The organism is Algibacter ulvanivorans (assembly GCF_048381495.1).
Lineage (GTDB): Bacteria > Bacteroidota > Bacteroidia > Flavobacteriales > Flavobacteriaceae > Algibacter_B > Algibacter_B ulvanivorans.
Genome location: NZ_JBLWGD010000006.1, coordinates 157098 through 180451 on the forward strand (window position 1 = coordinate 157098; position 23354 = coordinate 180451).

The 23354-nt window shown below is 32.0% G+C and carries 16 protein-coding genes; 12 read left to right on the forward strand and 4 right to left on the reverse strand.

The window, feature by feature from the left end:
- Positions 1 to 13: 13 nt before the first annotated feature.
- A complete protein-coding gene (locus tag ACNG5D_RS14280; RefSeq protein WP_418184207.1) occupies positions 14 to 781 on the reverse strand; it encodes an alpha/beta fold hydrolase in 768 nt (255 codons plus the stop codon).
- The gene (locus ACNG5D_RS14285; protein WP_418184208.1) at positions 781 to 1494 is read right to left on the reverse strand and encodes a pyridoxine 5'-phosphate synthase; all 714 of its coding nucleotides are present in this window, start codon (positions 1492 to 1494) and stop codon (positions 781 to 783) included. Before ACNG5D_RS14285 ends, ACNG5D_RS14280 begins: the two co-directional genes overlap by 1 nt.
- Before the next feature lie 138 nt (positions 1495 to 1632).
- Between ACNG5D_RS14285 and ACNG5D_RS14290 the strand changes: the two genes are divergently transcribed.
- The 8 genes from ACNG5D_RS14290 to murI all read left to right on the forward strand — a co-directional run bounded on the left by ACNG5D_RS14290 (position 1633) and on the right by murI (position 9988).
- The gene (locus ACNG5D_RS14290) at positions 1633 to 2292 is read left to right on the forward strand and encodes a CBS domain-containing protein (RefSeq protein WP_418184209.1); all 660 of its coding nucleotides are present in this window, start codon (positions 1633 to 1635) and stop codon (positions 2290 to 2292) included.
- Between the two features lie 9 nt (positions 2293 to 2301).
- Positions 2302 to 3189 carry an NAD kinase gene (locus ACNG5D_RS14295; protein WP_418184210.1) on the forward strand — a complete coding sequence of 296 codons (888 nt, stop codon included), beginning with the start codon at positions 2302 to 2304 and terminating at the stop codon, positions 3187 to 3189.
- A gap of 167 nt (positions 3190 to 3356) precedes the next feature.
- Positions 3357 to 4043 carry a type IX secretion system protein PorG gene (gene porG / locus ACNG5D_RS14300; protein ID WP_418184211.1) on the forward strand — a complete coding sequence of 229 codons (687 nt, stop codon included), beginning with the start codon at positions 3357 to 3359 and terminating at the stop codon, positions 4041 to 4043.
- 1 nt (position 4044) lies between these two features.
- A complete protein-coding gene (locus ACNG5D_RS14305) occupies positions 4045 to 4785 on the forward strand; it encodes an isoprenyl transferase (RefSeq protein ID WP_418184212.1) in 741 nt (246 codons plus the stop codon).
- Positions 4718 to 7399, forward strand: a complete 2682-nt coding sequence (bamA, locus tag ACNG5D_RS14310; RefSeq protein WP_418184213.1) for an outer membrane protein assembly factor BamA — start codon at positions 4718 to 4720, stop codon at positions 7397 to 7399. The genes ACNG5D_RS14305 and bamA overlap by 68 nt, the downstream gene beginning before the upstream one ends.
- Positions 7400 to 7612: 213 nt before the next feature.
- The gene (locus ACNG5D_RS14315) at positions 7613 to 8563 is read left to right on the forward strand and encodes an OmpH/Skp family outer membrane protein (protein WP_418184214.1); all 951 of its coding nucleotides are present in this window, start codon (positions 7613 to 7615) and stop codon (positions 8561 to 8563) included.
- 31 nt (positions 8564 to 8594) lie between these two features.
- Entirely contained in the window at positions 8595 to 9095 is a 501-nt protein-coding gene (locus ACNG5D_RS14320) for an OmpH/Skp family outer membrane protein (RefSeq protein ID WP_418184215.1), read from the forward strand.
- A gap of 113 nt (positions 9096 to 9208) precedes the next feature.
- The gene (murI, locus tag ACNG5D_RS14325) at positions 9209 to 9988 is read left to right on the forward strand and encodes a glutamate racemase (RefSeq protein WP_418184216.1); all 780 of its coding nucleotides are present in this window, start codon (positions 9209 to 9211) and stop codon (positions 9986 to 9988) included.
- A gap of 29 nt (positions 9989 to 10017) precedes the next feature.
- Here the strand turns inward: murI and ACNG5D_RS14330 are convergent, their stop codons facing one another.
- Positions 10018 to 10533, reverse strand: coding sequence for a gamma carbonic anhydrase family protein (locus ACNG5D_RS14330; protein ID WP_418184217.1), 516 nt, complete (start codon positions 10531 to 10533; stop codon positions 10018 to 10020).
- 66 nt (positions 10534 to 10599) lie between these two features.
- Entirely contained in the window at positions 10600 to 11607 is a 1008-nt protein-coding gene (locus tag ACNG5D_RS14335) for a PorP/SprF family type IX secretion system membrane protein (RefSeq protein ID WP_418184218.1), read from the reverse strand.
- A gap of 175 nt (positions 11608 to 11782) precedes the next feature.
- On the opposite strand from ACNG5D_RS14335, the gene ACNG5D_RS14340 reads away from it, so the two are divergent.
- From ACNG5D_RS14340 to ACNG5D_RS14355, 4 genes are all read left to right on the forward strand, one after another.
- Entirely contained in the window at positions 11783 to 12685 is a 903-nt protein-coding gene (locus ACNG5D_RS14340) for a NifU family protein (protein WP_418184219.1), read from the forward strand.
- Between the two features lie 354 nt (positions 12686 to 13039).
- Positions 13040 to 17203 (forward strand): hybrid sensor histidine kinase/response regulator transcription factor, encoded by a 4164-nt coding sequence (locus ACNG5D_RS14345; RefSeq protein ID WP_418184220.1) that lies wholly within the window; start codon positions 13040 to 13042, stop codon positions 17201 to 17203.
- A 322-nt stretch (positions 17204 to 17525) separates the two neighbouring features.
- Positions 17526 to 20174: a glycoside hydrolase family 3 C-terminal domain-containing protein gene (locus ACNG5D_RS14350; protein ID WP_418184221.1), complete on the forward strand. Its 2649-nt coding sequence runs from the start codon at positions 17526 to 17528 to the stop codon at positions 20172 to 20174.
- Positions 20175 to 20196: 22 nt separating this feature from the next.
- Positions 20197 to 23349: a SusC/RagA family TonB-linked outer membrane protein gene (locus tag ACNG5D_RS14355; protein WP_418184222.1), complete on the forward strand. Its 3153-nt coding sequence runs from the start codon at positions 20197 to 20199 to the stop codon at positions 23347 to 23349.
- The last annotated feature ends 5 nt before the right edge of the window (positions 23350 to 23354 follow it).

Below are 23354 nucleotides of genomic sequence, written 5' to 3' on the forward strand. Positions count from 1 at the left end.
TTTTATATTTTAACTAAGAAGTTACAAAATTAATTACAGCTTTAAAAAAATCTTTAGGGTTTTCGGCATGCAACCAATGTCCTGCGTTAGATATAGTGGTAATTTCTGCTTTTGGAAAATGGTTTTTTATTATACTCTCATCGCCAACACCTATATACTCTGAGCGATCTCCGCGTAAAAACAAGGTGTTTTTTTCGTACCTTGAATAGCTTGGTAAGGATTCGCCTACCTCGCTAACTTCATTTTTTAAAACCTCTAAATTTATTCGTAAACCCAACTGGCCCTTTTCTACCCAATATAGGTTTTTTAATAAAAACATGCGTGTTCCTGTATCTGATACATACTTGCTTAATACTTTATCGGCTTCACTTCTGCTTTTAATTGTGCTAAAATCTAGATTGCTTAAACCCTCTAAAATAGCATCATGGTGTATGGGGTAAAATCGTGGAGAAATATCGGCAACTATTAATTTAGAAACTAACTCTGGATATTCAGAAGCAAACAGCATGGCTGTTTTACCGCCCATGGAATGCCCCAACAAAACAATATTAGTTAAGTTATATTCATTACAATATTTCTTTAAATCTTTAGCTAATGCTTCGTAATTAAACTCGTTATCATGAAAACTTCTGCCATGGTTTCGTTGGTCTACTAAATGCACTTGATAACCCTGCTCGCTAAATTGATTGCCTAGTGTTTTCCAGTTATCGCTCATTCCTAAAAACCCATGTAAAATAACAAAGGGCTTTCCTGTTCCAATAATATTTGAATGTAAAACCATTATTTTAATTTATGTAAATACATTTGAATAACATTCTCTATTCCTAAATACAAGCTTTCTGCTATTAATGCATGACCTATTGAAACTTCCAACAAATTAGGTATATTATCTTTAAAATATTTTATATTATCTAAAGATAAATCGTGCCCAGCATTAATACCCAAACCTAAATTGCTTGCTAATATGGCACTTTCTTTATAAATATTAATAGCCTCTTTATTGCCTATACCGTATTGATGCGCAAAAGCTTCGGTATAAAGCTCTATTCTGTCTGTTCCGGTGGCTTTTGCTCCTTCTATTTGCTCTAAAACAGGGTCGACAAAAATGGATGTTCTAATGCCGTTGTTTTTAAACTCTTTAATCACATCAACCAAAAAATCTTTATTTTTTATAGTGTCCCAACCAGCATTACTGGTAATAGCATCAACAGCATCGGGCACTAAAGTAACTTGTGTTGGTTTAACCTCTAGAACTAAATTAACAAAAGACTCAATGGGGTTTCCCTCTATATTATATTCTGTATAAACCTCAGGTTTTAAATCTCGAGCATCTTGGTAACGAATGTGTCTTTCGTCTGGTCTTGGATGTATAGTAACACCTTCTGCCCCAAAGCGCTGCACATCTTTAGCAAATTGTACAACATTTGGCACATCGCCACCCCTAGAATTTCTTAATGTTGCAATTTTATTTATATTAACACTTAACTTTGTCATCTTATAAATTTTATAAAAACGTTTACTTGCAAATTATCTTAATGCTGTAAAACCTTGAATTATTTCTACAAAAATACAAAGTAGAACAAGCTTTGATACTATTTTTTTGATTAATTTGCAGTTCTATTTACAGATGCTATGAAACTTTCAGAATTTATTATAAACGACATAAAACCATTAGAGAATTCAAGTAAAATAAGTGATTTACAAGAATTATTTAACCAACTTACTTTCTCCCATATTCCTGTTAAAGATAACAACGGAAATTATTTAGGCTGTTTTTCTGAAACCGATGCTCATTGCTTTGATAGTGACAAACCTACAAGTGAGTATTTATATGCTTTAGAAGATTTTTATGTTAGAAACAACACAGTATGGCTAGATGTTCTAGAGGCTTTTTCTATAAATTCTGCCAATATCATGCCTGTTTTAAACGAACAAAACAAATACTTAGGGTATTATGAGCTTAATGATATTATTAGCTTATTTAGCGAATCGCCTTTTTTCTCTGAAGCTGGTGGCATTTTAGTTATTGAAAAAAGTATTAACGATTATTCGTTTAGCGAGATTAGCCAAATTGTAGAATCTAACGATGGTAAACTTTTAGGTGCATTCATTTCTAAAATGAATACAGACTTAGTACAGGTAACTTTAAAAATAGGCAATACAGGGCTTAATGAGGTTATTCAAACTTTTCGTCGTTACAGTTACAATATCGTTTCTGGGCACGAGGAAGACAGCTATATTGAAAGCTTAAAAGAACGCTCTGATTATTTAAACAAATACCTAAACATGTAATTCTAAGCTATGAAAGTTGCCATTTTTGGACGATATTATAATGTTACAACACCAAAATCTGTTGAAACCCTTTTTAATTACCTTGAAAACCAAGGCATTGAAGCTTATATTGAAACCGAGTTTTATAAACTTATAAATAAAGAGCCCCATAACATAAAAGGTTTTAATAAGTTTAAAACATTTTCTGAACTCGATACTACTTTTGATTTTCTAGTAAGTATTGGTGGCGATGGTACTATATTAAGAGCCACCATGTTTGTTAAAGACTTAGGAATTCCTATTATAGGTATTAATACTGGCAGACTAGGTTTTCTAGCAACCATTCAAGTTCATGCCATTGAAAAAGCCATACAAGATATTATTGACGACAAATACAGAATTTCAGAACGCAGTATCTTAACTGTAGAAACCGCTTCTAAAAACAAAGACATAGAAGCCATGAATTTTGCATTAAACGAAATTACCGTAAGCCGTAAAAACACAACGGCTATGATTACTATAGACACTTACTTAGACGACGAGTTTTTAAACTCCTATTGGAGCGATGGTTTAATAGTATCGACCCCAACAGGATCTACCGGATACTCTCTTAGTTGTGGAGGCCCCGTAATAACACCAGGCGCCAATAGTTTTGTTTTAACACCTATTGCCCCGCACAATTTAAGCGCACGCCCATTAGTAATTCCAGACTCTACCGAAATACATCTTAGAGTAAATGGAAGAGAAAAACAACATTTAATATCGTTAGACTCTAGAATAGCAACTTTAGATAATGGCACACTTATTAAAATAAAAAAAGCCAACTTTAAAATTAAAATGATAGATCTTTTAAACGAAAGTTTTTTAGACACTCTAAGAAAAAAATTACTTTGGGGAGAAGATAAACGCAATAAATAAACCCTTAACATGTAATTTAACCCACTTCCAACCAACCTCATTAAACCAAACACTCAAAACAAGTAACAACAATAATTTAAAAGATTTTCTGTTTTAAACCAATACAATCGAGTTCAAATTACATTTGACTAATCTTATTTATTATATTTGCAAACTTTTGAATATTTATGAGGCATTTAATCATATTGACATTAAGCATTTTAAGCATCCAATTAGGTAGTGCTCAAATTAACGAAATTGGCGTTTTTTTAGGAGGCAGTAATTTTATTGGAGATGTAGGCGCAACAGATTATATTAAGCCTAACCAACTAGCTATAGGCGGTATTTACAAATGGAACAGAAGTAAAAGACACTCTTACAGAGCCTCAATAATTTTTAGTGAATTAGAAGGTATAGATACTGATTCTCACGATCCAAGACGAATTCAAAGAGGATACGAATTTTCAAGTAAAATTACCGAACTCTCATTAGGTATGGAGTTTACTTTTTTTGATTTCAACCTACACTCTGGCGAAAAACTAGGAACACCTTACTTATATTCTGGCATTAGCGCAGCGTACCACGACAACTATTATTTTGCAAACAATGTGCAAACACCAGAAGATACCAGTAGTTGGGCCTTTGGTATTCCTATGGCTTTAGGTTTTAAAACTAATTTCATGGAAAACTTTATATTAGGGGTCGAAATAGGTGCTCGCTACACATTTTCAGACGAGCTAGATGGAAGCATGCCTGATGCTGCTGAGTTACAACAATTCAGATTTGGAAATATAAATAATAACGATTGGTATATGTTTTCAGGAATAACACTTACCTATACATTTGGAGAAAACCCTTGTTATTGCGTAGAATAAAATGGATTTAAAAAACCGCATACTAAAAAAAACACTACCAAAGCATATTGCTATTATTATGGATGGCAATGGACGCTGGGCAAAACAACAAGGTATGCTTAGAGCTTTTGGTCATGAAAATGGTACTAAATCGGTAAGAGAAAGTGTTGAAACCTGTGCCGAACTTGGTATTAAAAACCTAACACTTTATGCTTTTTCAACCGAAAACTGGAACAGACCAAAACTAGAAGTGCAAACCTTAATGAAACTACTAGTATCTTCATTAAAAAAAGAAATTAAAACACTTCAAGACAATAACATTAAGCTATCTGCTATTGGCACGCTAAATACCTTACCTAAAAAAGTACATAACGAACTTTTTCAAGTAATAGAAAGCACCAAAAACAACACAAGAATGACTTTAACCCTTGCACTTAGCTATGGTTCAAGAGAAGAAATCATAAACACTGTTAAAGAAATTAGCATTAAAGTTAAAAATAATATAATTTCGCCCGAAAATATTGATGAATCAATTATAAATGAGCATCTTTACACGCAAAATTTACCAGATGTAGATTTGCTTATTAGAACAAGTGGGGAGCAACGCATAAGTAACTTTTTATTATGGCAAATTGCGTATGCCGAATTATATTTCACAAGCGTATTGTGGCCAGATTTTACAAAGCAACATTTGTATGAAGCGATTATTGAATATCAAAAAAGAGAACGACGATTTGGGAAAACAAGTGAACAACTTAGTTAAAAAGTTATCTACACTAACATATTTAAAGTACTGCTTAACTGTAACAATTTTTATCAGTTGCTTTAATATAAATGCACAAAATGTAAATATTAACAAAAGTGAAAAATACACTTTAGGAGAAATTACAGTTGCAGGAAACACATCTTTTAGCGAACAAACCATTATAACCTATTCTGGATTAAGAAAAGGCAAAGACATAACCATTCCTGGCGAAGACATTGGTAACGCTATAAAAAAACTTTGGAATTCTAAATTATTTAGCGACATAGAAGTATATGTTACTAAAATTGAAGGTAATGTAGCCTATTTACAAATAAAACTATCTGACCTACCACAATTAAACGAACTAAAAATTAATGGTGTTAAAAAAGGTAAAAAAGAAGGTATTATTAAAGACAATAAGCTAAAAAAAGGAACTAAGGTTACCGAAAACCTAATTACAACCACCAAAAATTTCCTTGAAAAAAAATATAAAAAAGATGGATTTTTAAACACCAAAGTACACATAAACACAATTGAGGTTAAAGACTCTATAGAAACCTCAAGAGTAAATATGGTGCTTAATGTTGATAAAGGCGAAAAAGTAAAAATTAAAGACATAACCTTTAGTGGTAACGAAATTTTAAGTGACAAAAAACTTAGAAAAAGTATGAAAGGCACTAAAAAAATTAATCGCCTTAGAATATTAAAACGCTCAAAATTTATAGATTCGGCCTATCAAGCAGATTTAGGGCATGTTATAGACACCTATAAAGAAAATGGATATAGAGATGCTAGAATTTTAGCAGACAGCATTATCTATAACGATGATAAAACCATCTCGTTACATATAGATGTAAAAGAAGGTGAACCATATACCTTTGGAGACATAAAATTTATTGGAAACACCGTTTATACAAACGAGCAACTAAGCAGGCTTTTACGCATTAGAAAAGGAGATACTTATAATGGTATTTTATTACAAGAACGTATTGCAGACGACACCAAACCAGATGCTCAAGACATAACAAACCAATACCAAAATAATGGCTACCTGTTTTCTAGCATAAACCCAGTAGAAGTAAGTGCAGATAACAATGTTATTGATATTGAAGTAAGAATATCTGAAGGTAAACCCGCATATTTTAATTCGGTTTCTGTAATTGGTAACGACAAAACAAACGACCATGTAATTTACAGAGAGCTACGTACAAGACCAGGGCAACTATATAGTAAAGCCAATGTGGTTCGTACGGTTAGGGAACTAGGCCAATTAGGCTTCTTTGATGCTCAAGAAATATCACCAAATTTTAACAATCCAAACCCTGTTGAAGGAACCATAGACATGGAATACTCTGTTAAAGAAACCGGTTCAAGTCAAATAGAACTTCAAGGTGGTTACGGTGGTGGCGGATTTATTGGAACGCTTGGTCTATCCTTTAACAACTTTTCAATAAAAGACATATTTAAAAAAGAAGCTTACAAACCTATTCCAATGGGAGATGGTCAAAAACTTGCATTACGTTTACAAGCCAGTCGTTTTTATCAAACCTATAGTTTCTCATTTTCCGAACCTTGGTTAGGCGGTAAACGTCCTGTACAATTTTCTACATCTTTATCGCACACTAAACAGTTTTTATACAATTATCAAACAGGTAATGCAGATAAAAGTAAAAGTTTTAATATTACAGGTATAACTTTTGGTTTAGCTAAACGTTTATCTGTACCCGATGATTATTTTACATTATCGCAAGCTATTAGCTACCAACGATACGACTTAAATAATTACAACACAGGCTTATTTACCTTTGGTAATGGTTTTTCAAACAACCTATCTTATACATTTGGACTTAGTAGAAACAACACAAGTGTAGATCCTATATACCCAACCGGAGGCTCAAATTTTGGAATTACTGCCAAATTTTCATTACCCTACTCATTATTTAACAATGTAGACTACGAAAAACTTGCAGAAGATTACGATGCAGCTTTAGAACAACGAGCAAATGCAACAAGCACAACAGACCGTGAGTATATAGAAGCCAACGAAGCAATTACAGAAATAGACCAAAAAAGATACAACTGGTTAGAATTCTATAAAGTTAAATTCTCGGGCGAATGGTACGCACAACTAGCTAAAGACCTAGTTTTAAGACCAAAAATAGAATTTGGCTTTTTAGGAGCCTACAACAATAATAGAGGTGTTATACCATTTGAGCGTTTTTATTTAGGAGGTGATGGTTTAGGTAATTTCTCTTTAGATGGCAGAGAAGTTATTCAATTACGTGGATACCCTAACCAATCGCTTACACATTTAGACGAATCAACAGGTAGTGCTTCGCAAGATGGATCTAGCATTTACAATAAATTTTCTTTAGAACTTCGTTATCCAATCACATTAAAAGCATCAGCAAAAATTTATGCCTTAGGCTTTTTAGAAGGTGGAGTATCAGCTGATACCTTTAGAGATTTCAACCCATTTAACCTAAAGCGTTCTGCTGGTTTAGGTATTCGTATTTTCATGCCAGCATTTGGTTTATTAGGTATTGATTTTGGACATGGTTTCGACCCACTACCAGGCCAAACAGTTAAAAACGGATGGGAAACACATTTCATAATTGGGCAACAGTTTTAAGCATAAAAAATACTTTGGCACGATATTTTCTAATAATACATTGATGATTTGCAAAAGAATTGAAATTTTTAAGATTAAAATTCGTTAATTTTGAAGATACAATTCTAAAAGGCAGAAAAAAATCATCTGTCATTTTAGAATTTATAAGCCATAAATTATAAAATATTAAAACAGATGCGAAATAACGTTCTTTTTTTACTGACATTAGTACTTATGCTAAGCTTTTATGCTAACGCCCAACGTGGTGTAAGAATTGCTTATATTGATACCGAATATATTCTAGAAAATGTACCTGAATATCAAGAAGCAACAGCCCAGCTAGAAGATAAAGCTCAAAAATGGAAAAATGAGATACAATCTAAGTTAACAGCTGTAGCACAAAAACGAAAAGATTTAAGTAACGAAAAAGCACTTTTAACCAAAGAGCTTATTGACGAACGCGAAGAAGACATCACTTTTGAAGAAAATGAAATTCTAGACTATCAACAAAAAAGGTTTGGACCAAATGGCGATTTATTTATTCAAAAAAAACAATTAATGCAACCTATACAAGATCAAATATTCGCTGCCGTTCAAGATATGGCTCAAGGCAGAAAATACGATTTTATATTTGATAAATCATCAGATGCTGTTATGCTATTTTCTGCAAAGCAATTTGATGTAAGCGAGCAAGTATTAAGAAGCATAACCAGAACCTCTAAGCGTAAACAAGCCAATTCTAAAGCGGAACGAAAAGCTGCCGAAAATGAAGAACTAATTCCTGAAATAAACGAAGAATTAGAAGAAAGAGAAAAAGCATTAGAACAAAAAAAGGCAGCCAGAGAAAGTGCCGTTGAAAAACGAAGACAAGAAATTTTAGCAGCACGCGAAGCTAAGAAAAAAGAAGCCGAAGCAAGACGCCAAAAAGTTTTAGAAGACAGAGAAAAAGCTAAACAAGCTAAATTAGACGCAAGAAACAAAACAACAAAAACCGAGGAAACTAAAACAGAAAGCGACACTAAGGTTAAAGAGACAGAAACAAAAACTAGAGCACAACTAATTGAAGAAAACAGACAAAAAAAATTAGCAGAACGAGAAGCTAGAAAAAAAGCACTAGAAGAAAGAAAAAAGAAAATTTTAGAAGAACGCCAAAAGGCAAAAGACAGTATAAACAATAACAAATAATAATTTATAACACACTTAATACTATTTAAAAATGAAACAAATTAAAACTCTCCTATTAGCAACTGTATTATGTATTGCAGCAGTAAGCTTTACACAAGCACAAACTAAAGTTGCGCATATAAACACACAGGAATTAATTGCAGCTATGCCAGCAGCTAAAACAGCACAGGCAGAAATTGAAGCTTTAGGTAAAACATACCAAACAGACATTCAAGCTTCTATTACAGAATACCAAAATACAGTAAAACAATACGAGGCCGAAGCTGCAACAAAAACAGATGAAGAAAACCAAAAAAGAGGTTTAGAGCTTCAAGAAAAGCAACAACGTATTCAACAATTTAGAGCAGATGCTCAAAAAGATTTAGCTAACAAAGAAGCTGAATTATTTAAGCCAATACAAGAAGCAGCTATGAAAGCAATTAACGAAGTTGCAAAAGCACAAGGTTACCAATATGTTTTAGATAGAGCTAGCTTAATTGTAGCCGACGGAAAAGATATTTTAGCCGATGTTAAAAAACAATTAGGTATCTAATTTAAATTAACATTAAAAAACATTTAAAAGCTGTCTTTTTAAAAAGACAGCTTTTTTATTTTTACTACATTTAGTATTAAATTATAATTATAGCTTAAATCTTATTATTTTAAATGAATAAACAACCTATTGGCATTTTTGATTCTGGTGTTGGAGGCACATCTATCTGGAAAGAAATTAATACCCTTTTACCCTTTGAAAACACAATTTACTTAGCCGATAGTGCCAATGCTCCTTATGGGCCAAAAGGCAAACATGCAATTATAGATTTAAGTATAAAAAACACAGACTTTTTACTACGTAAAAACTGTAAGCTAATTGTTGTAGCTTGCAATACAGCCACAACAAATGCTATTGATTATTTAAGATCAAACTACGATATTCCGCTTATAGGTATAGAGCCAGCAATAAAACCTGCCGCTCTACAAACCAAAACAAATGCCGTTGGTATATTAGCCACTAAAGGCACATTAAGTAGCGAGTTGTTTTCAAAAACATCAACATTATTTGCAAATCATATAAAAGTCGTTGAACAAATTGGCGATGGCATTGTAGAACTTATAGAAAATGGCAAGCTACAATCTAACGAGATGAAATTACTTTTAAAAAAGTACTTATCGCCCATGATAATAGCTAATATCGATTATTTAGTTTTAGGTTGCACGCATTACCCTTACTTAATACCAATGCTAACAGAACTTTTACCTAAACATGTTAAAATTATAGATTCTGGCGAGGCAGTAGCTAGACAAACAAAAGCTATTTTAGAAAAACACGACATAATAAATACTCAAAATTCAAAAGGAAAGTATAAGTTTATTACTAACAATAATCCAGAAGTTATGGCTTCTCTTTTAGGTGAAGAGTATACTATTGAGCATTTAAATTTCTAAATAAATCTGAAAATTAAGGCGCAATCATTCTATTCTTTAAACCAGCTTGAATATTTAATATAAGCATTCGAAATTCTATTAATCTCACCTAAAACGTGAGCTTCGCTTACATTTTTCACTTTTTTGGCAGGCACACCAGCATAAATACTTCCAGACTCGATAATGGTGTTTTGAGTTATTACTGCTCCTGCAGCAATAATACTATTACTTTCTACCACACAACCATCCATAATAATGCTACCCATGCCAACTAATACATTATCATGAATAGTACACCCATGCACCAAAGCATTATGCCCAATAGACACATTATTACCTATAGTTGTTCCTGCTTTTTGGTAAGTACCATGAATTACAGCACCATCTTGAATATTAACTTTATTTCCTATTTTAATAAAATTCACATCACCCCTAACTACAGCACTAAACCAAACACTACATTGGGTACCCATAGTAACTTCGCCTACTATAGTTGCATTTTCTGCGATAAAACAATCTTCAGGTATTTGTGGTGAGTTACCCCGTACAGGTTTTATTAATGGCATAATTTAGTATTTAAAATTCTGCAACATTTACTTTATATTTAGTATGCCATACTATTTAGGCTAAAATTAATTTACAGCTGGGCAATTACAAGTATACTTTTCGCGTTTACAAGCAAAATTATAACCAAGCGTTAATTGATGAAAACCACCACTAGTAAAAACTATAGGATTAGTTTGGTAAGTGTACGTATAAGCAAACATAAAATCGTTATAATTAACCCCTAATATTCCTGTAATTTGATTTAGTTTTTGGCTATTAACAGACGTTCCATTTAAATACTGTGCACCATCCAAACTCTGTCTATAAGAAGCGCCTCCCCATAATTTACCAAACTCCATTTGTTTATAAACCTTACCATTAACATCAATGCTAGATTCTTTTGTTAAATCTCTATATTGAAACATTAACGAAGGCTCATAACTCCACTCACTACCAAATTTACTAAACACACTACCTACAGAAACCAAATAACGTCTTAAATTACTTGTTATTTCTAAATCCTTATTAACTCCAGAGTTTTTTAAAAGATTTTTTACTGTAGCATGCGCATAAAAATCAAGGTAATGATATGAGAATCCTAAATCTACATTAAAATTAGTTTCATTTTGCACAATACCATCAATAGCAGGATCTGGAACTGGAGAACCATCTAAAAAAGTAGTTTCATCCAATTGGTATTGAATAAATCCAGCACTTAATCCAAAAGATAACATATTTAAATCGGATTCACTTCTAGAAAACATTAAATGATGCGCATAAGTTAAATATCCACCTTTTTGAGAATGATACCCGTTTTTATCAGCATATAATATACCTCCAACAGCAGATTGAGATTCGCCAATTCTACCATTCATGCTAAGTGTAACAAGCTTTGGGGCATCATCTTGCCCAAACCATTGCTGCCTTGCTGTTAATCTAATTTTAGAACAATTAGCAATTCCAGCCATAGAAGGATGAATTAAGTAGTAATTATCAGTTAAATAATCGGTATATATTGGCAATCCCTCTTGCGATGTAGCTATATTAGAAAACATAACTGTAATAGCCACTAAAATGATATTTTTTAATTTCATAAACTTTATTACCAAGTAGGTTTGGTTTTATACAAACGTCTTGATTCTTAAAAAATTACACATAAAAAAGATAAAATTCGCCTTTATCTTAACAGCCTTTTTAAACAGGCAACAAAACTCAAATATATGGATATCTAAAGTTTTCTTTTAGTATTTTTGTAAAAAATTAGCTGAAATGAACACTTTCAAGGTTTCCGTGCAGGAAACATCCAATAACTCTATAGTAAAATTTGAAGTAAATCAATTTATAACCAAACACCAAAGTTTTGAGTTTAATAATATTGATGAAGCCAAAAACTCTCCATTAGCACAACAACTATTTTATTTACCATTTGTAAAAAAAGTATATATATCTGGAAATTTTATAGCTGTAGAACGTTACAACATTGTAGAATGGAGCGATGTACAAGACGAAGTATCAGAACAAATTGAAACCTATTTAAATGATGGAGGCGTTGTTGTTGAAGCATCTGCAACTGCTAAAAAAATAGCGGTTACAGTATATGCCGAAAGTACGCCAAACCCATCTGTAATGAAATTTGTTTCTAACAAAAAAATTGTTGCTGCTCTTTTTGAGTTTACTTCAATTGATGAAGCCAAACTCTCTCCATTAGCTACAGAATTGTTTCACTTTCCGTTTGTAAAAAGTGTATTTCTTGATGAAAACTATGTATCTATTACAAAATACGATGTTGCAGAATGGCAAGATATTACCATACAGCTTCGCGAGTTTATTAAAGACTATATTGAAAAAGGAAAAGAAATTGTAAAATCCGAAGCTTTAGAAACACTTCAAAAAACAACAAAACAAATAGATAGTAATTTTGAAGCTCTAGACGATGTTTCAAAACAAATTGTAAATATATTAGAAGAATATGTAAAACCTGCTGTTGCTAGCGATGGTGGTAATATTCAATTTATTTCTTACAATTCGGCAGAAAAAAATGTAAGTGTTATGCTTCAAGGTGCCTGTAGTGGTTGCCCATCATCTACTTACACATTAAAAAGTGGAATTGAAAACATGCTTAAAGAAATGCTACCCGGAAAAGTTGAAACTGTTGAAGCTATTAATGGTTAAATACTGCAACAAAAAACATATATAGGACAACAAGTGTATTAACGCCGTTATAAAACCTTATAACGGTTAATAACTTATAAACGCAAACCTAAAATAATAAATCAGGCTTAAAATATGATTGATATTATTTCGTTGCAATATATGTTACAAACTATGCTTTAAATTTTACAACAACTATTTCTTTTTAAGTATAATTTTATAATTAAGTTATTTTATATATTTAATGATAAATAATAAAGTAACAGATTAGAACAAGAGTACTTAATATCAACAACTCTTTACCGCTAAAAGGAATAGAGCCTTCCAATTTAAACTGAAAAATTGTTTTTAAATCAATTCTTAAATAAGAAAAGTATGAAATATGCACAAATGTGTATTATTCTATTTTTTTTGTGTTTAAAGCTTAGTGCTCAAAACGCAATAAAAAAGTTTGATTTTACAAACATTAATAAAGGGAAATCAAATGTTGCAGTTACCACCATTATTCAAGACCATTATGGATTTGTATGGCTTGGAACCGCTGGTGTTGGACTAAGTAGATTTGATGGAATTGACTACGTAAGCTACAAACACTCTTTAAAAGACTCTACATCTATAAGTAGTAGCCTTGTTTATAGTTCCTACTTAGATAAAGAGAATAAATTATGGTTTGGTACAGAAGAAGGGCTAAACTTATACAATAGAAATTTAGATCAATTTACAAGAATACCTATTTATAATGAAAGTACTGGGCAAAAAGAAAATTTAGCCATTAGAAGTATATGCGGAGACAATAAAAACAACCTATTTATTGGAACCTATGGAGAAGGATTATACAAACTAAACCTTAAAACATTACAGGTCGTTAAAATATTAAATTCCTCTAATTTAGAAAACTCATTCATTTCAATATTCGATTTAAAATGTAATAATGAAGGTAGAGTATTTGCAGGAACTAATGTAGGTTTATTAGAATATAACTATATAAGCCAAGAGCTTATTTATGCTAAGATAAACAATAGTACTAAATCTATAAAAACACCTATACAATCGCTATTAATAGATCACAAAAATATATGGATAGGAACCGAAACAAAGGGCTTAACATGCTTAAAGTTTAGAAACTCAGATTCTATTGGATACAGAGTCGTTAATTCTAAAATTACTAATAAAAGGATTTTTTCTATTGTTAAGCTTGGCGATGGTACAATTTTGTGCGGTACCGAAAATGATGGGCTAATACACGTTAATACCAACGGAAATATTATTAACACCTATTTATACAATAAAGAAGACGAAAATAGTCTGTTATCCAACTCCATCTGGTCTTTATTTCGGGATAAAGATGATCGTATTTGGCTTGGATATTACAATAGCGGTTTAGGTATTTATGATAATTTATATGACAAATTTAACCACATTAAAAGCATAAAAAACAATAAAAATTCACTTTCAAACCCTTCGGTTACTGGTTTAAATAAAGACAAAAATGGCAATTTATGGATTTGTCTGGACGGCGGAGGTGTTGATATATATAATACTAATACACAAAAGTTTACACATATAAACACAAAAAGCACTAGTATATATTCTGGGTTAACTAGCGATTATATTGAGTGCATGTTTGTGGATAGCAAAAATAATATTTGGCTAGGTAGTTGGAGTGATGGTTTATTTGTTTTACCAAATGGCTCTAAAAAATTTATAAATTATAATATTGAAAACACTAATGGAAACTTAGCATCAAATACTATTTTAAGCATAACTGAAGATAATGAAGGAACCATCTGGATAGGAACATTTTACAAAGGTCTTCACTCCTTTAACCCCAAAAATAAAACAATAAAAAGGCATAACTCTAAACCGTTTTTAGAAAATAATTTAGACGAGATTGATGTTAGAAAGGTTCTGGTAGATTCTAGACAAAACATTTGGGTTGGCACCACTAGCGGCTTATTTAAAGTAATAAAGGACGATGCAAACCATTTTTATATCGTATCTTTTAAAGATGAAATGGCTAAAAAATTTAACAATCATGTAACGTCTAATCATATACTAACACTTTACGAATCTTTAAACAAGCAAAAAATATGGATAGGCACAAGAGGTGCCGGTCTTTGTGAATATGATTATAATAAAGACACCTTTACTTGGTACAACAATCAAAATGGCTTTACAGGCGAAAACATAATAGGAATAACACAAAGTAGTAACGGCAACCTATGGATTAGCAGTAATTCTGGCCTATACAAATACGATACAGAAACTTCAAAATTTACAAATTTCACTTATAACGATGGCTTATTGTCAAATGATTATAATATTAATGCTGCATTTAAAGATCAAGGAGGAAATTTATATTTTGGAAATTACCAAGGTGTAGATTACTTTAACCCCAATAAAATTAAAATAAATACAACTTTACCTTCAGTATATCTTACAGATTTTAAGTTATTCAATAAAAAAGTTTTCCCTAATAAAGAAAAAGGGCCTTTAAACAAAGTAATATCTGAAACTAAAGAGATAGAATTAACACACAAGCAATCTGTCTTCACTATAGAATTTACGGCCATTAATTTTACAAGACCAGAAAAAAATGAATTTGCATACTATCTCGAAGGCTTAGAAGACTCTTGGAATTTTGTTGGCAATACACGAAATGCAACTTATACAAACTTAGATAACGGGATCTATACCTTTAAACTTAAAGCAGCTAATAATGATGGGGTTTGGAATGAAAATCCAATAAGTTTAAAAATAACCATACTCCCACCTTGGTGGAAAACAAACTGGGCCATATTGTGCTATATCCTATTGTTTCTGCTAGTTATACTCTTCTTAAGAAAAACCAGTCAAGAACGCATAAAAGAAAAGCAATTAATAGCTTACGAAAGAGAAACAAGAAAACAAAAAGAAGCTTTAAACGAGAAAAAATTTCAATTTTTCACTAATATTTCTCATGAATTTAGAACACCATTAACACTTATTATAAACCCTCTTGAAGATATTTTAAGAAGCAACAATTTAAATATACCCGAAATTGTAAAAACAAAACTTAAAACAGTTCATAAAAACACAGATAGATTACACAGATTAATAAACGAGCTTTTAGACTTTAGAAAACTAGAACTCGATAAAGTTAGAGTTAAGGCAAGTAGAATAAATCTAGTACAATTTATTAAAAACGTTGTAAGCCATTTTAAAGAAGAAGTATTAGCCAAACAAATATACCTATCGGTAGATACAGAATTACTTGATATTCCCTTGTGGGCAGATAGAAGCATGCTAGAAAAAATTATTTTTAATTTACTTTCAAATGCTATTAAAATTACACCAAACGGCGGTACAATAAATGTTGAAATACAATTAAAGGAGGACAAAGTAATTATGCCATTAGTAAGTGATTTTAAAACCATAAAGGTTGTTGAAATTATTATTTCAGATTCTGGACCCGGTATAGATGAAGAACAGGTAAATAAAATATTCGAAAGATTTTATCAAGTAGAAAACTTAAATAATACGTATTATGGAGGTACCGGTATAGGGCTAGAGGTAGTAAAAAGTTTCGTTCATTTACACAAAGGAGCTATAGAAGTGAATAGCGAATTAGGAAAAGGAACCAGCTTTAAAATATATCTGCCATTAGGTAATGATCATTTTAATAAAAATGAGTTAGCTATCGGGATTGAGGAGATAAAAGAAATCGAAGAAACTTTGGTTAAAAAAACTAATATTGAAGAAAACATACAAAAAACAACCCCAAATCAAAACAAAAAAACTACGCCAGCCCATACATTACTTATTGTAGAAGATAATTTAGAACTTCAAACATACCTAAAGCAAGAACTTAAAAATGACTATAATATTTATACAGCTACAAACGGATTTGATGGGTTTGATATAGCTACTAAAATTTTACCAGATGTTATTTTAACCGATGTTATTATGCCTAAAATGGATGGCTTCGAATTTTGTAAAAAAGTAAAAAGCGATTTAAAAACAAGCCATATCCCTTTACTTATGCTAACAGCCAAAACAAGAATAGATAACCGAATGGAAGGCATAGAATTGGGTGCAGATGCTTACATGGTAAAACCCTTTAACCTAAGACTTTTAAAATTAAGACTAGCCCAACTAATTACTAGCAGAAAACTCATTTTCGACAAATATTTTAGTGTAATTAGCGAACTTCCAGAAAACACTAAAACGACATCAATAGACAAAGAATTTATTGAAAAAGTTTTAAACTATATTAATGATAATATTAGCGACCCAAAACTTAATGTCGAGATGTTAGCAGCAAAAATGAATTTAAGTAAAAGTCAGTTTTATCGTAAAATAAAAGCATTAACAAATCAAACAGCCAATGAATTTTTAAGAAATATAAGGCTTCAAAAAGCAAAACAAATACTTGAACTTGGAAGCGCAACCGTTGGCGAGGTTTCCTATAAAGTTGGCTTTTCTTCACACTCCTATTTTACAAAATGCTTTAAAAACTATTATGGCATTTTACCCACTAGTATAGAAATTAACAATTAAATTGTGTTTAAAGCACCTTTTAATTTCACTATTAAAACCTATGTTTTGTAGTTACATTAACATTTATAATTCTCTAAACAAAACCGCATTTTCACTGGTAATTCTCATCATTTTGCTTTAAATCTACCAACGAATGCTTAACATTTACCAATAAACAAACACATCCTTATATAAATTTGTTTACATAAAACTTAAGTATTAAAAAAAGGAAGTTGCTTATACCATTTATGTTATAGCAAAACAATATAACATTCGGTTTGTTCTACTTCATTTTTTAGTTCAATCTTTCATTTAAAACCAACTTAAAAATTAAAAAACTAAAATGACCAAACTTAAAATTAGCAAAAAACATCTCTACCTTGTAATTGGTTTGCTATTTATTTTCTCATGTAAAAATCAAGAGGATAAATACGATTACCAATTTCAAAACCCCAAACTAGCAATAAAAGATAGAGTGTCTAATTTAATTGAACAGATGTCTCTAAAAGAAAAAGTCTCTCAAATGCGTTATGATGCTCCAGCTATAGAGCGTTTAGGCATCCCAGAATATAATTGGTGGAATGAGTGCTTACATGGTGTAGCCAGAGCAGGTGAAGCCACAGTATTTCCCCAAGGTATAGGAATGGGAGCAACTTGGAACCCCGATTTAATTTTTGAAATGGGAGAAGTAGTTTCTGACGAAGCTAGAGCTAAACACCATAAATTTAAATCAGAAGGTAAAAGAGGTATATATCAAGGATTAAATTTTTGGACACCTAATATTAATATTTTTAGAGATCCACGTTGGGGAAGAGGACAGGAAACCTATGGCGAAGACCCATATTTAACCAGTAGAATTGGCGTAAACTATATTAAAGGTCTTCAAGGTGATGATGATAAGTATTTTAAAGTTATAGCTACCGCAAAACACTTTGCAGTACACAGCGGCCCCGAAAAATCTAGACACCAAGATAATTATCAAACATCAAATAAAGATTTATACGAAACCTATTTACCAGCATTTGAAGCTGCTGTAAAAGAAGCAAAAGTACACTCTGTAATGTGTGCCTATAACAGATATAGAGATGAAGCATGCTGCGGAAGTAACTTATTATTAAACAAAATTTTAAGAGACGATTGGAACTTTGGAGGTTATATTGTGTCAGATTGTTGGGCGATAAACGATTTTTGGGAACCAGACAAACATAACATTGTAAATACACCAGAAGAAGCTGCAGCCTTAGCTGTTGATAGAGGCACCGATTTAAACTGTGGTAGTGTTTACGACCCTAGTTTAACCGAAGCTGTATTAAAGGAATTAATTGATGAAGAAAAAATTGATTTAGCCTTAACTCGACTATTCACAGCAAGATTTAAATTAGGCATGTTTAACCCAGACAACCAAGTTAAGTGGTCTAAAATACCATATAGCGTAGTTGCTAGTAAGCAGCACCATGAGTTATCCGAAAAGATATCTAAACAATCTATGGTTTTATTAAAAAACGAAAACCATACTTTACCTCTAGATAAAAATATTAAATCTATTGCAGTAATAGGGCCAAATGCCAACTCCAAACAATCACTATTAGGTAATTACCATGGCACCCCAAAAAACCATATTACCCCTTTATTAGCAATTAAAAATAAATTACCAAATGCTACTGTAAACTACGCTTTAGGAAGTGATATTGCAGTAGGTTGGCCTATGCTAAACACCATTCCTTCTAGTGTACTTAAAAATGGAAATGAAGAAGGGCTAAAAGGCGAATATTACAAAAACATGAATTGGGAAGGTGAACCTCAACTTACCAGAAACGATGCTGTTGTAGATTTTACATGGATAGGTAAGCGCCCAGTAGATGATATAGAAAAAGATGTTTTCTCTGTAAAATGGACAGGAGAGTTAATTCCAAATGAAAGTGGAACATATAGAATAGGATTGCGAGCAAGTAGTGGCGGAAAGCTGTATTTTAACGATACTTTGCAGTTTGAGTTTAGTGATGATCACGAACCCAAAACTAAATACTTTGATGTAAAATTAACCAAAGGCAAAACAAATAAAATAAAGATAGAATACTATAACTATCATGCAGACCCTCAAGCACAATTAGTTTGGGCAAAAACAGATCAAGACTTAATAACACCAGCACTAGAAGCAGCAAAAAAATCTGAGGTTGTGGTATTATGCTTAGGGCTTTCTCCATCCATTGAAGGCGAAGAAATGCCTGTTTTACTAGAAGGTTTTGATAAAGGAGATAGATCGGAAATTACACTACCAAAAACTCAAATTGAGTTAATGAAAAAAATACAAGCACTTGGCAAACCAACCATTTTAGTTTTAATGAATGGTAGTGCATTAGCTGTAAACTGGGCAGCAGATCATATTCCAGCTATTTTAGAAGCCTGGTATCCTGGAGAATTTGGCGGTAAAGCCATAGCAGATATTCTATTTGGAGACTACAATCCTGCAGGAAGATTACCTGTAACATTTTATAAATCTGTAAATGATTTACCAGACTTTAAAGATTATAATATGGAAAACAGAACCTATAAATATTTTAAAGGAGAACCACTATTCCCTTTTGGTCACGGATTAAGCTATACCAATTTCACATATTCCAATCTAGCTGTTTCAAGCAATGTTAATATAGGTGAAGATATTAAAGTAAAAGTAGAAGTAAAAAACACAGGAGCACTTAAAGGTGAAGAAGTTGTTCAGTTCTATCTGTCTCACGATAATAAAGATAAAACCACCCCAAACCGATCGTTAGTTGGTTTCGAACGCATCACATTAAGTCCTAATGAAACTAAAACAGTAACACTAAATATAAAACCTAAACAATATGCTTTAACATCACCAGAAGGAAAAGCAGTATTTAACCCAGGCTCTATAAATATATGCGTAGGAGGAAAACAACCAGGTTTTAAAGGAGTAGCAGATACTAATACAACTACAGTTGTAGAAACGAAAATATTATTAACTAAAAACTAAGTAATAACTAAACTAATTTAATATGATGATGAAATTCAAATTGGCAGTCATCACTTTTGTGATGATTTGCATACAAAATGTCTTTTCCCAAAACAACTCGGTAACGGGTGTAGTCTCGGATGAATCTGGGATGCCTTTACCAGGTGTTAATATTATAGTAAAAGGCACAAAATCAGGTAACATAACCGATTTTGATGGTAAGTATTCTTTAACTAAGCTAACTAAAAATAATATTCTGGTTTTTAGTTATCTAGGTTACGCGACAAAAGAGATTACTTACAATGGAGAGCGTAATTTAAACATAACTTTATTTGAAGACACCTCTAAATTAGAGGAAGTCGTAGTAATTGGCTACGGTACTTCCAAAAGAAAAGACTTAACAGGAGCAATATCTTCTGTTTCAGCTGAAGAATTAAAAGATCAGCCTTTTTCTTCTGTTGACCAAGCTTTAACAGGTAAAGCTGCTGGTGTAACGGTTTCTCAAAACTCAGGCGCACCTGGTGGAGGTGTATCCATTAAAATTAGAGGAATAACATCGCTTTATGGCAATGAGCCCCTTTATGTTATAGATGGCACGCCAGTATTTGCAGACAGAAACAACACCTCTTTAGATTTAGGAACAGCTACAGGTGGAGGTTCTGGGCAAAATGTAAATTCAGCCCTATCTGGTTTAAACATGGCAGATATTGAATCTATCGATATATTAAAGGATGCCTCGGCTACAGCTATCTATGGAGCCAACGGTTCCAATGGTGTTGTTTTAATAACAACAAAAAAAGGTAAAAAAGGTAAAACAACCATTTCTTTTGATAATTATACAGGTATTCAAAGCGTTGCTAAATACTACGATATGATGAATCTTAAGGAATATGCGCAATATACTAGCGATTTGTTAAAATCTGATAATAGAGACGTACCTTTCATATTTCAAAACCCAAGTCTACTAGGTGAAGGTACAGATTGGCAAAAGGAAATTTTTAGAAGTGCGATAGTTACAAATAACCAGCTTGCAGTATCAGGAGAAAAAGACGGAACACGTTATTATACATCTCTAGGTTATTTCAAGCAAGAAGGTGTTATAGTAAACACCAATTTCGAAAGAATTTCAATGCGTTTAAATATCGATACCAAAGTTAATGACTGGTTTAAAGTAGGAAACAATATATCCTTAAGTAGTGTTAAACAACGCATTGTTAAAAATGATGACAGGGGTGGTATTGTGTCTTCAGCCTTACGTTTAAGCCCACTAATTCCTGTAAGATTTCCAGATGGTAGCTTTGGAGCTCCTGGAGGCGGAGTTAATGGAGCATCGAATAATTATGAAGCTGTTAACCCAGTAGCATATTCAGAATATGTTAACAATCTAGATAAAAAATTCAAAATAAACGGTAATTTATTTGCAGAAATTTCGTTCTTAAAAAACTTAACTTTTAGAAGTGAATTAGGATACGATTTAAACGCTGGTGACGGAAGAGTATTTATCCCAACATATGAAAACATTGGTACCGCTGCAAATGAAGTAAACTCTTCACTTAAACAACAAGACCAAGGTTATTACTGGACAGTTAAGAACTTTCTAACCTATAACAAGTATACAGATAAACATAGCATAAACTTAGTTTTAGGCCAAGAAAGACAAAAAAGTAATTTTGAATATTTAAGAGGTTCTAGAAGAGATTTAGAAGGAAACAACGAATTTGACAATTTGGTATTAGGATTAAAATCGACCTCTGAAGTCGATAATCAAAGTTATGCTTGGGCTATGCAGTCGTACATTGCAAGAGCAAATTACAACTATGATAGTAAATATTATTTAACAGCCTCTATAAGAGCAGATGCATCGTCAAATTTTGGACCAAATAATAAATGGGGATATTTCCCTTCAGTATCTGGTGCTTGGACCATTTCAAATGAAGATTTTATGAAATCTTCAGGTACCATAAATTATTTAAAGTTACGCGCAGGTTACGGTGAAGTAGGAAACCAAAATATACCTAGCTTTTTATATCAAACACAATTTTCTGCCGTTCCATCATCTAGCGGGCTTTCATACGTTTATACAGTAGATGGTAACCCAGATATTAAATGGGAAACTTTAAAATCTACTAACCTTGGTTTAGAAATAGGCTTGTTAAATGATGCCATAAAACTAGATCTTGATTTGTATCAAAAGAAATCCTCAGACCTTTTAATACAAAGACCAGCTGATGATAGAACAGCAGGAAGAGTTCTACCTTATGAGAATGTAGGTGAAATGGTTAATAAAGGTTTGGATATAAAATTGAACACAAGAAATATCCTAACAGACAACTTTTCATGGAACTCTACATTTATATTTTCAACATACACCAACGAGTTAACCAAATTTTATGGAGGTACAAAACCATTAACGGCAAACATACCGCAATCGGACGGAGAATTATTATATAGTTATGTTGAAGAAGGACAATCTTTAGGTCAAATATATGGTTATGTTACAGACGGTATTTTCAGAACTCAACAAGAGGTAGATGATAGTGCTGTACAAGTTCCAGGTAAAACCAGCGTAGGAGATATTAAATTCAAAGATTTAAATAACGATGGTGAAATTACACTTGCCGACAGAACGTATATTGGGTCTGCACTTCCTAAATTCACCTTTAGTGTAAATAATAACATTTCGTATAAAGATTTTGATTTTAGCATTGTTCTAAATGGATCTTATGGTAATAAAATATACAATCAAAATAGGTTTTACACAGAAGCACTACGTTTCTTAGGTGAAAATCAATCAAAAGATGCTCTAAATCACTTTGTTGTAAACTATTTACCAGATGGTGTTACTCTAGATGATGCTGCAAATCTTGCTCAAAACACAAACATTCCAAGAATTGATTTAGCAAACGGTAATTCTAATACGCGAGTTTCAGATCGCTTTGTCGAAGATGGATCTTACTTAAGAATCCAAAACATTACCATGGGATATAATATTAACTCAGATGTTTTAAGTAAAACAAACTTCTTTACTAAAGCTAGAGTATATCTTTCAGGGCAAAATTTATTCACATTTACCAAATATTCTGGTTTAGACCCAGAAATTGGAAGCAGAAATTCAGACATAAGATATGCTGGTTTAGATGTGGGTAGATACCCTTTAGCAAAAACTATAACCCTAGGTGTTAATCTAACATTTTAAAAAAA

Excerpts from the sequence above, each read along its gene's own strand:
- ACNG5D_RS14280 (WP_418184207.1), bottom strand. The coding sequence starts at position 781 with ATGGTTTTACATTCAAATATTATTGGAACAGGAAAGCCCTTTGTTATT.
- ACNG5D_RS14285 (WP_418184208.1), bottom strand. The coding sequence starts at position 1,494 with ATGACAAAGTTAAGTGTTAATATAAATAAAATTGCAACATTAAGAAAT.
- ACNG5D_RS14290 (WP_418184209.1), top strand. The coding sequence starts at position 1,633 with ATGAAACTTTCAGAATTTATTATAAACGACATAAAACCATTAGAGAAT.
- ACNG5D_RS14295 (WP_418184210.1), top strand. The coding sequence starts at position 2,302 with ATGAAAGTTGCCATTTTTGGACGATATTATAATGTTACAACACCAAAA.
- porG (WP_418184211.1), top strand. The coding sequence starts at position 3,357 with ATGAGGCATTTAATCATATTGACATTAAGCATTTTAAGCATCCAATTA.
- ACNG5D_RS14305 (WP_418184212.1), top strand. The coding sequence starts at position 4,045 with ATGGATTTAAAAAACCGCATACTAAAAAAAACACTACCAAAGCATATT.
- bamA (WP_418184213.1), top strand. The coding sequence starts at position 4,718 with ATGAAGCGATTATTGAATATCAAAAAAGAGAACGACGATTTGGGAAAA.
- ACNG5D_RS14315 (WP_418184214.1), top strand. The coding sequence starts at position 7,613 with ATGCTAAGCTTTTATGCTAACGCCCAACGTGGTGTAAGAATTGCTTAT.
- ACNG5D_RS14320 (WP_418184215.1), top strand. The coding sequence starts at position 8,595 with ATGAAACAAATTAAAACTCTCCTATTAGCAACTGTATTATGTATTGCA.
- murI (WP_418184216.1), top strand. The coding sequence starts at position 9,209 with ATGAATAAACAACCTATTGGCATTTTTGATTCTGGTGTTGGAGGCACA.
- ACNG5D_RS14330 (WP_418184217.1), bottom strand. The coding sequence starts at position 10,533 with ATGCCATTAATAAAACCTGTACGGGGTAACTCACCACAAATACCTGAA.
- ACNG5D_RS14335 (WP_418184218.1), bottom strand. The coding sequence starts at position 11,607 with ATGAAATTAAAAAATATCATTTTAGTGGCTATTACAGTTATGTTTTCT.
- ACNG5D_RS14340 (WP_418184219.1), top strand. The coding sequence starts at position 11,783 with ATGAACACTTTCAAGGTTTCCGTGCAGGAAACATCCAATAACTCTATA.
- ACNG5D_RS14345 (WP_418184220.1), top strand. The coding sequence starts at position 13,040 with ATGAAATATGCACAAATGTGTATTATTCTATTTTTTTTGTGTTTAAAG.
- ACNG5D_RS14350 (WP_418184221.1), top strand. The coding sequence starts at position 17,526 with ATGACCAAACTTAAAATTAGCAAAAAACATCTCTACCTTGTAATTGGT.
- ACNG5D_RS14355 (WP_418184222.1), top strand. The coding sequence starts at position 20,197 with ATGATGATGAAATTCAAATTGGCAGTCATCACTTTTGTGATGATTTGC.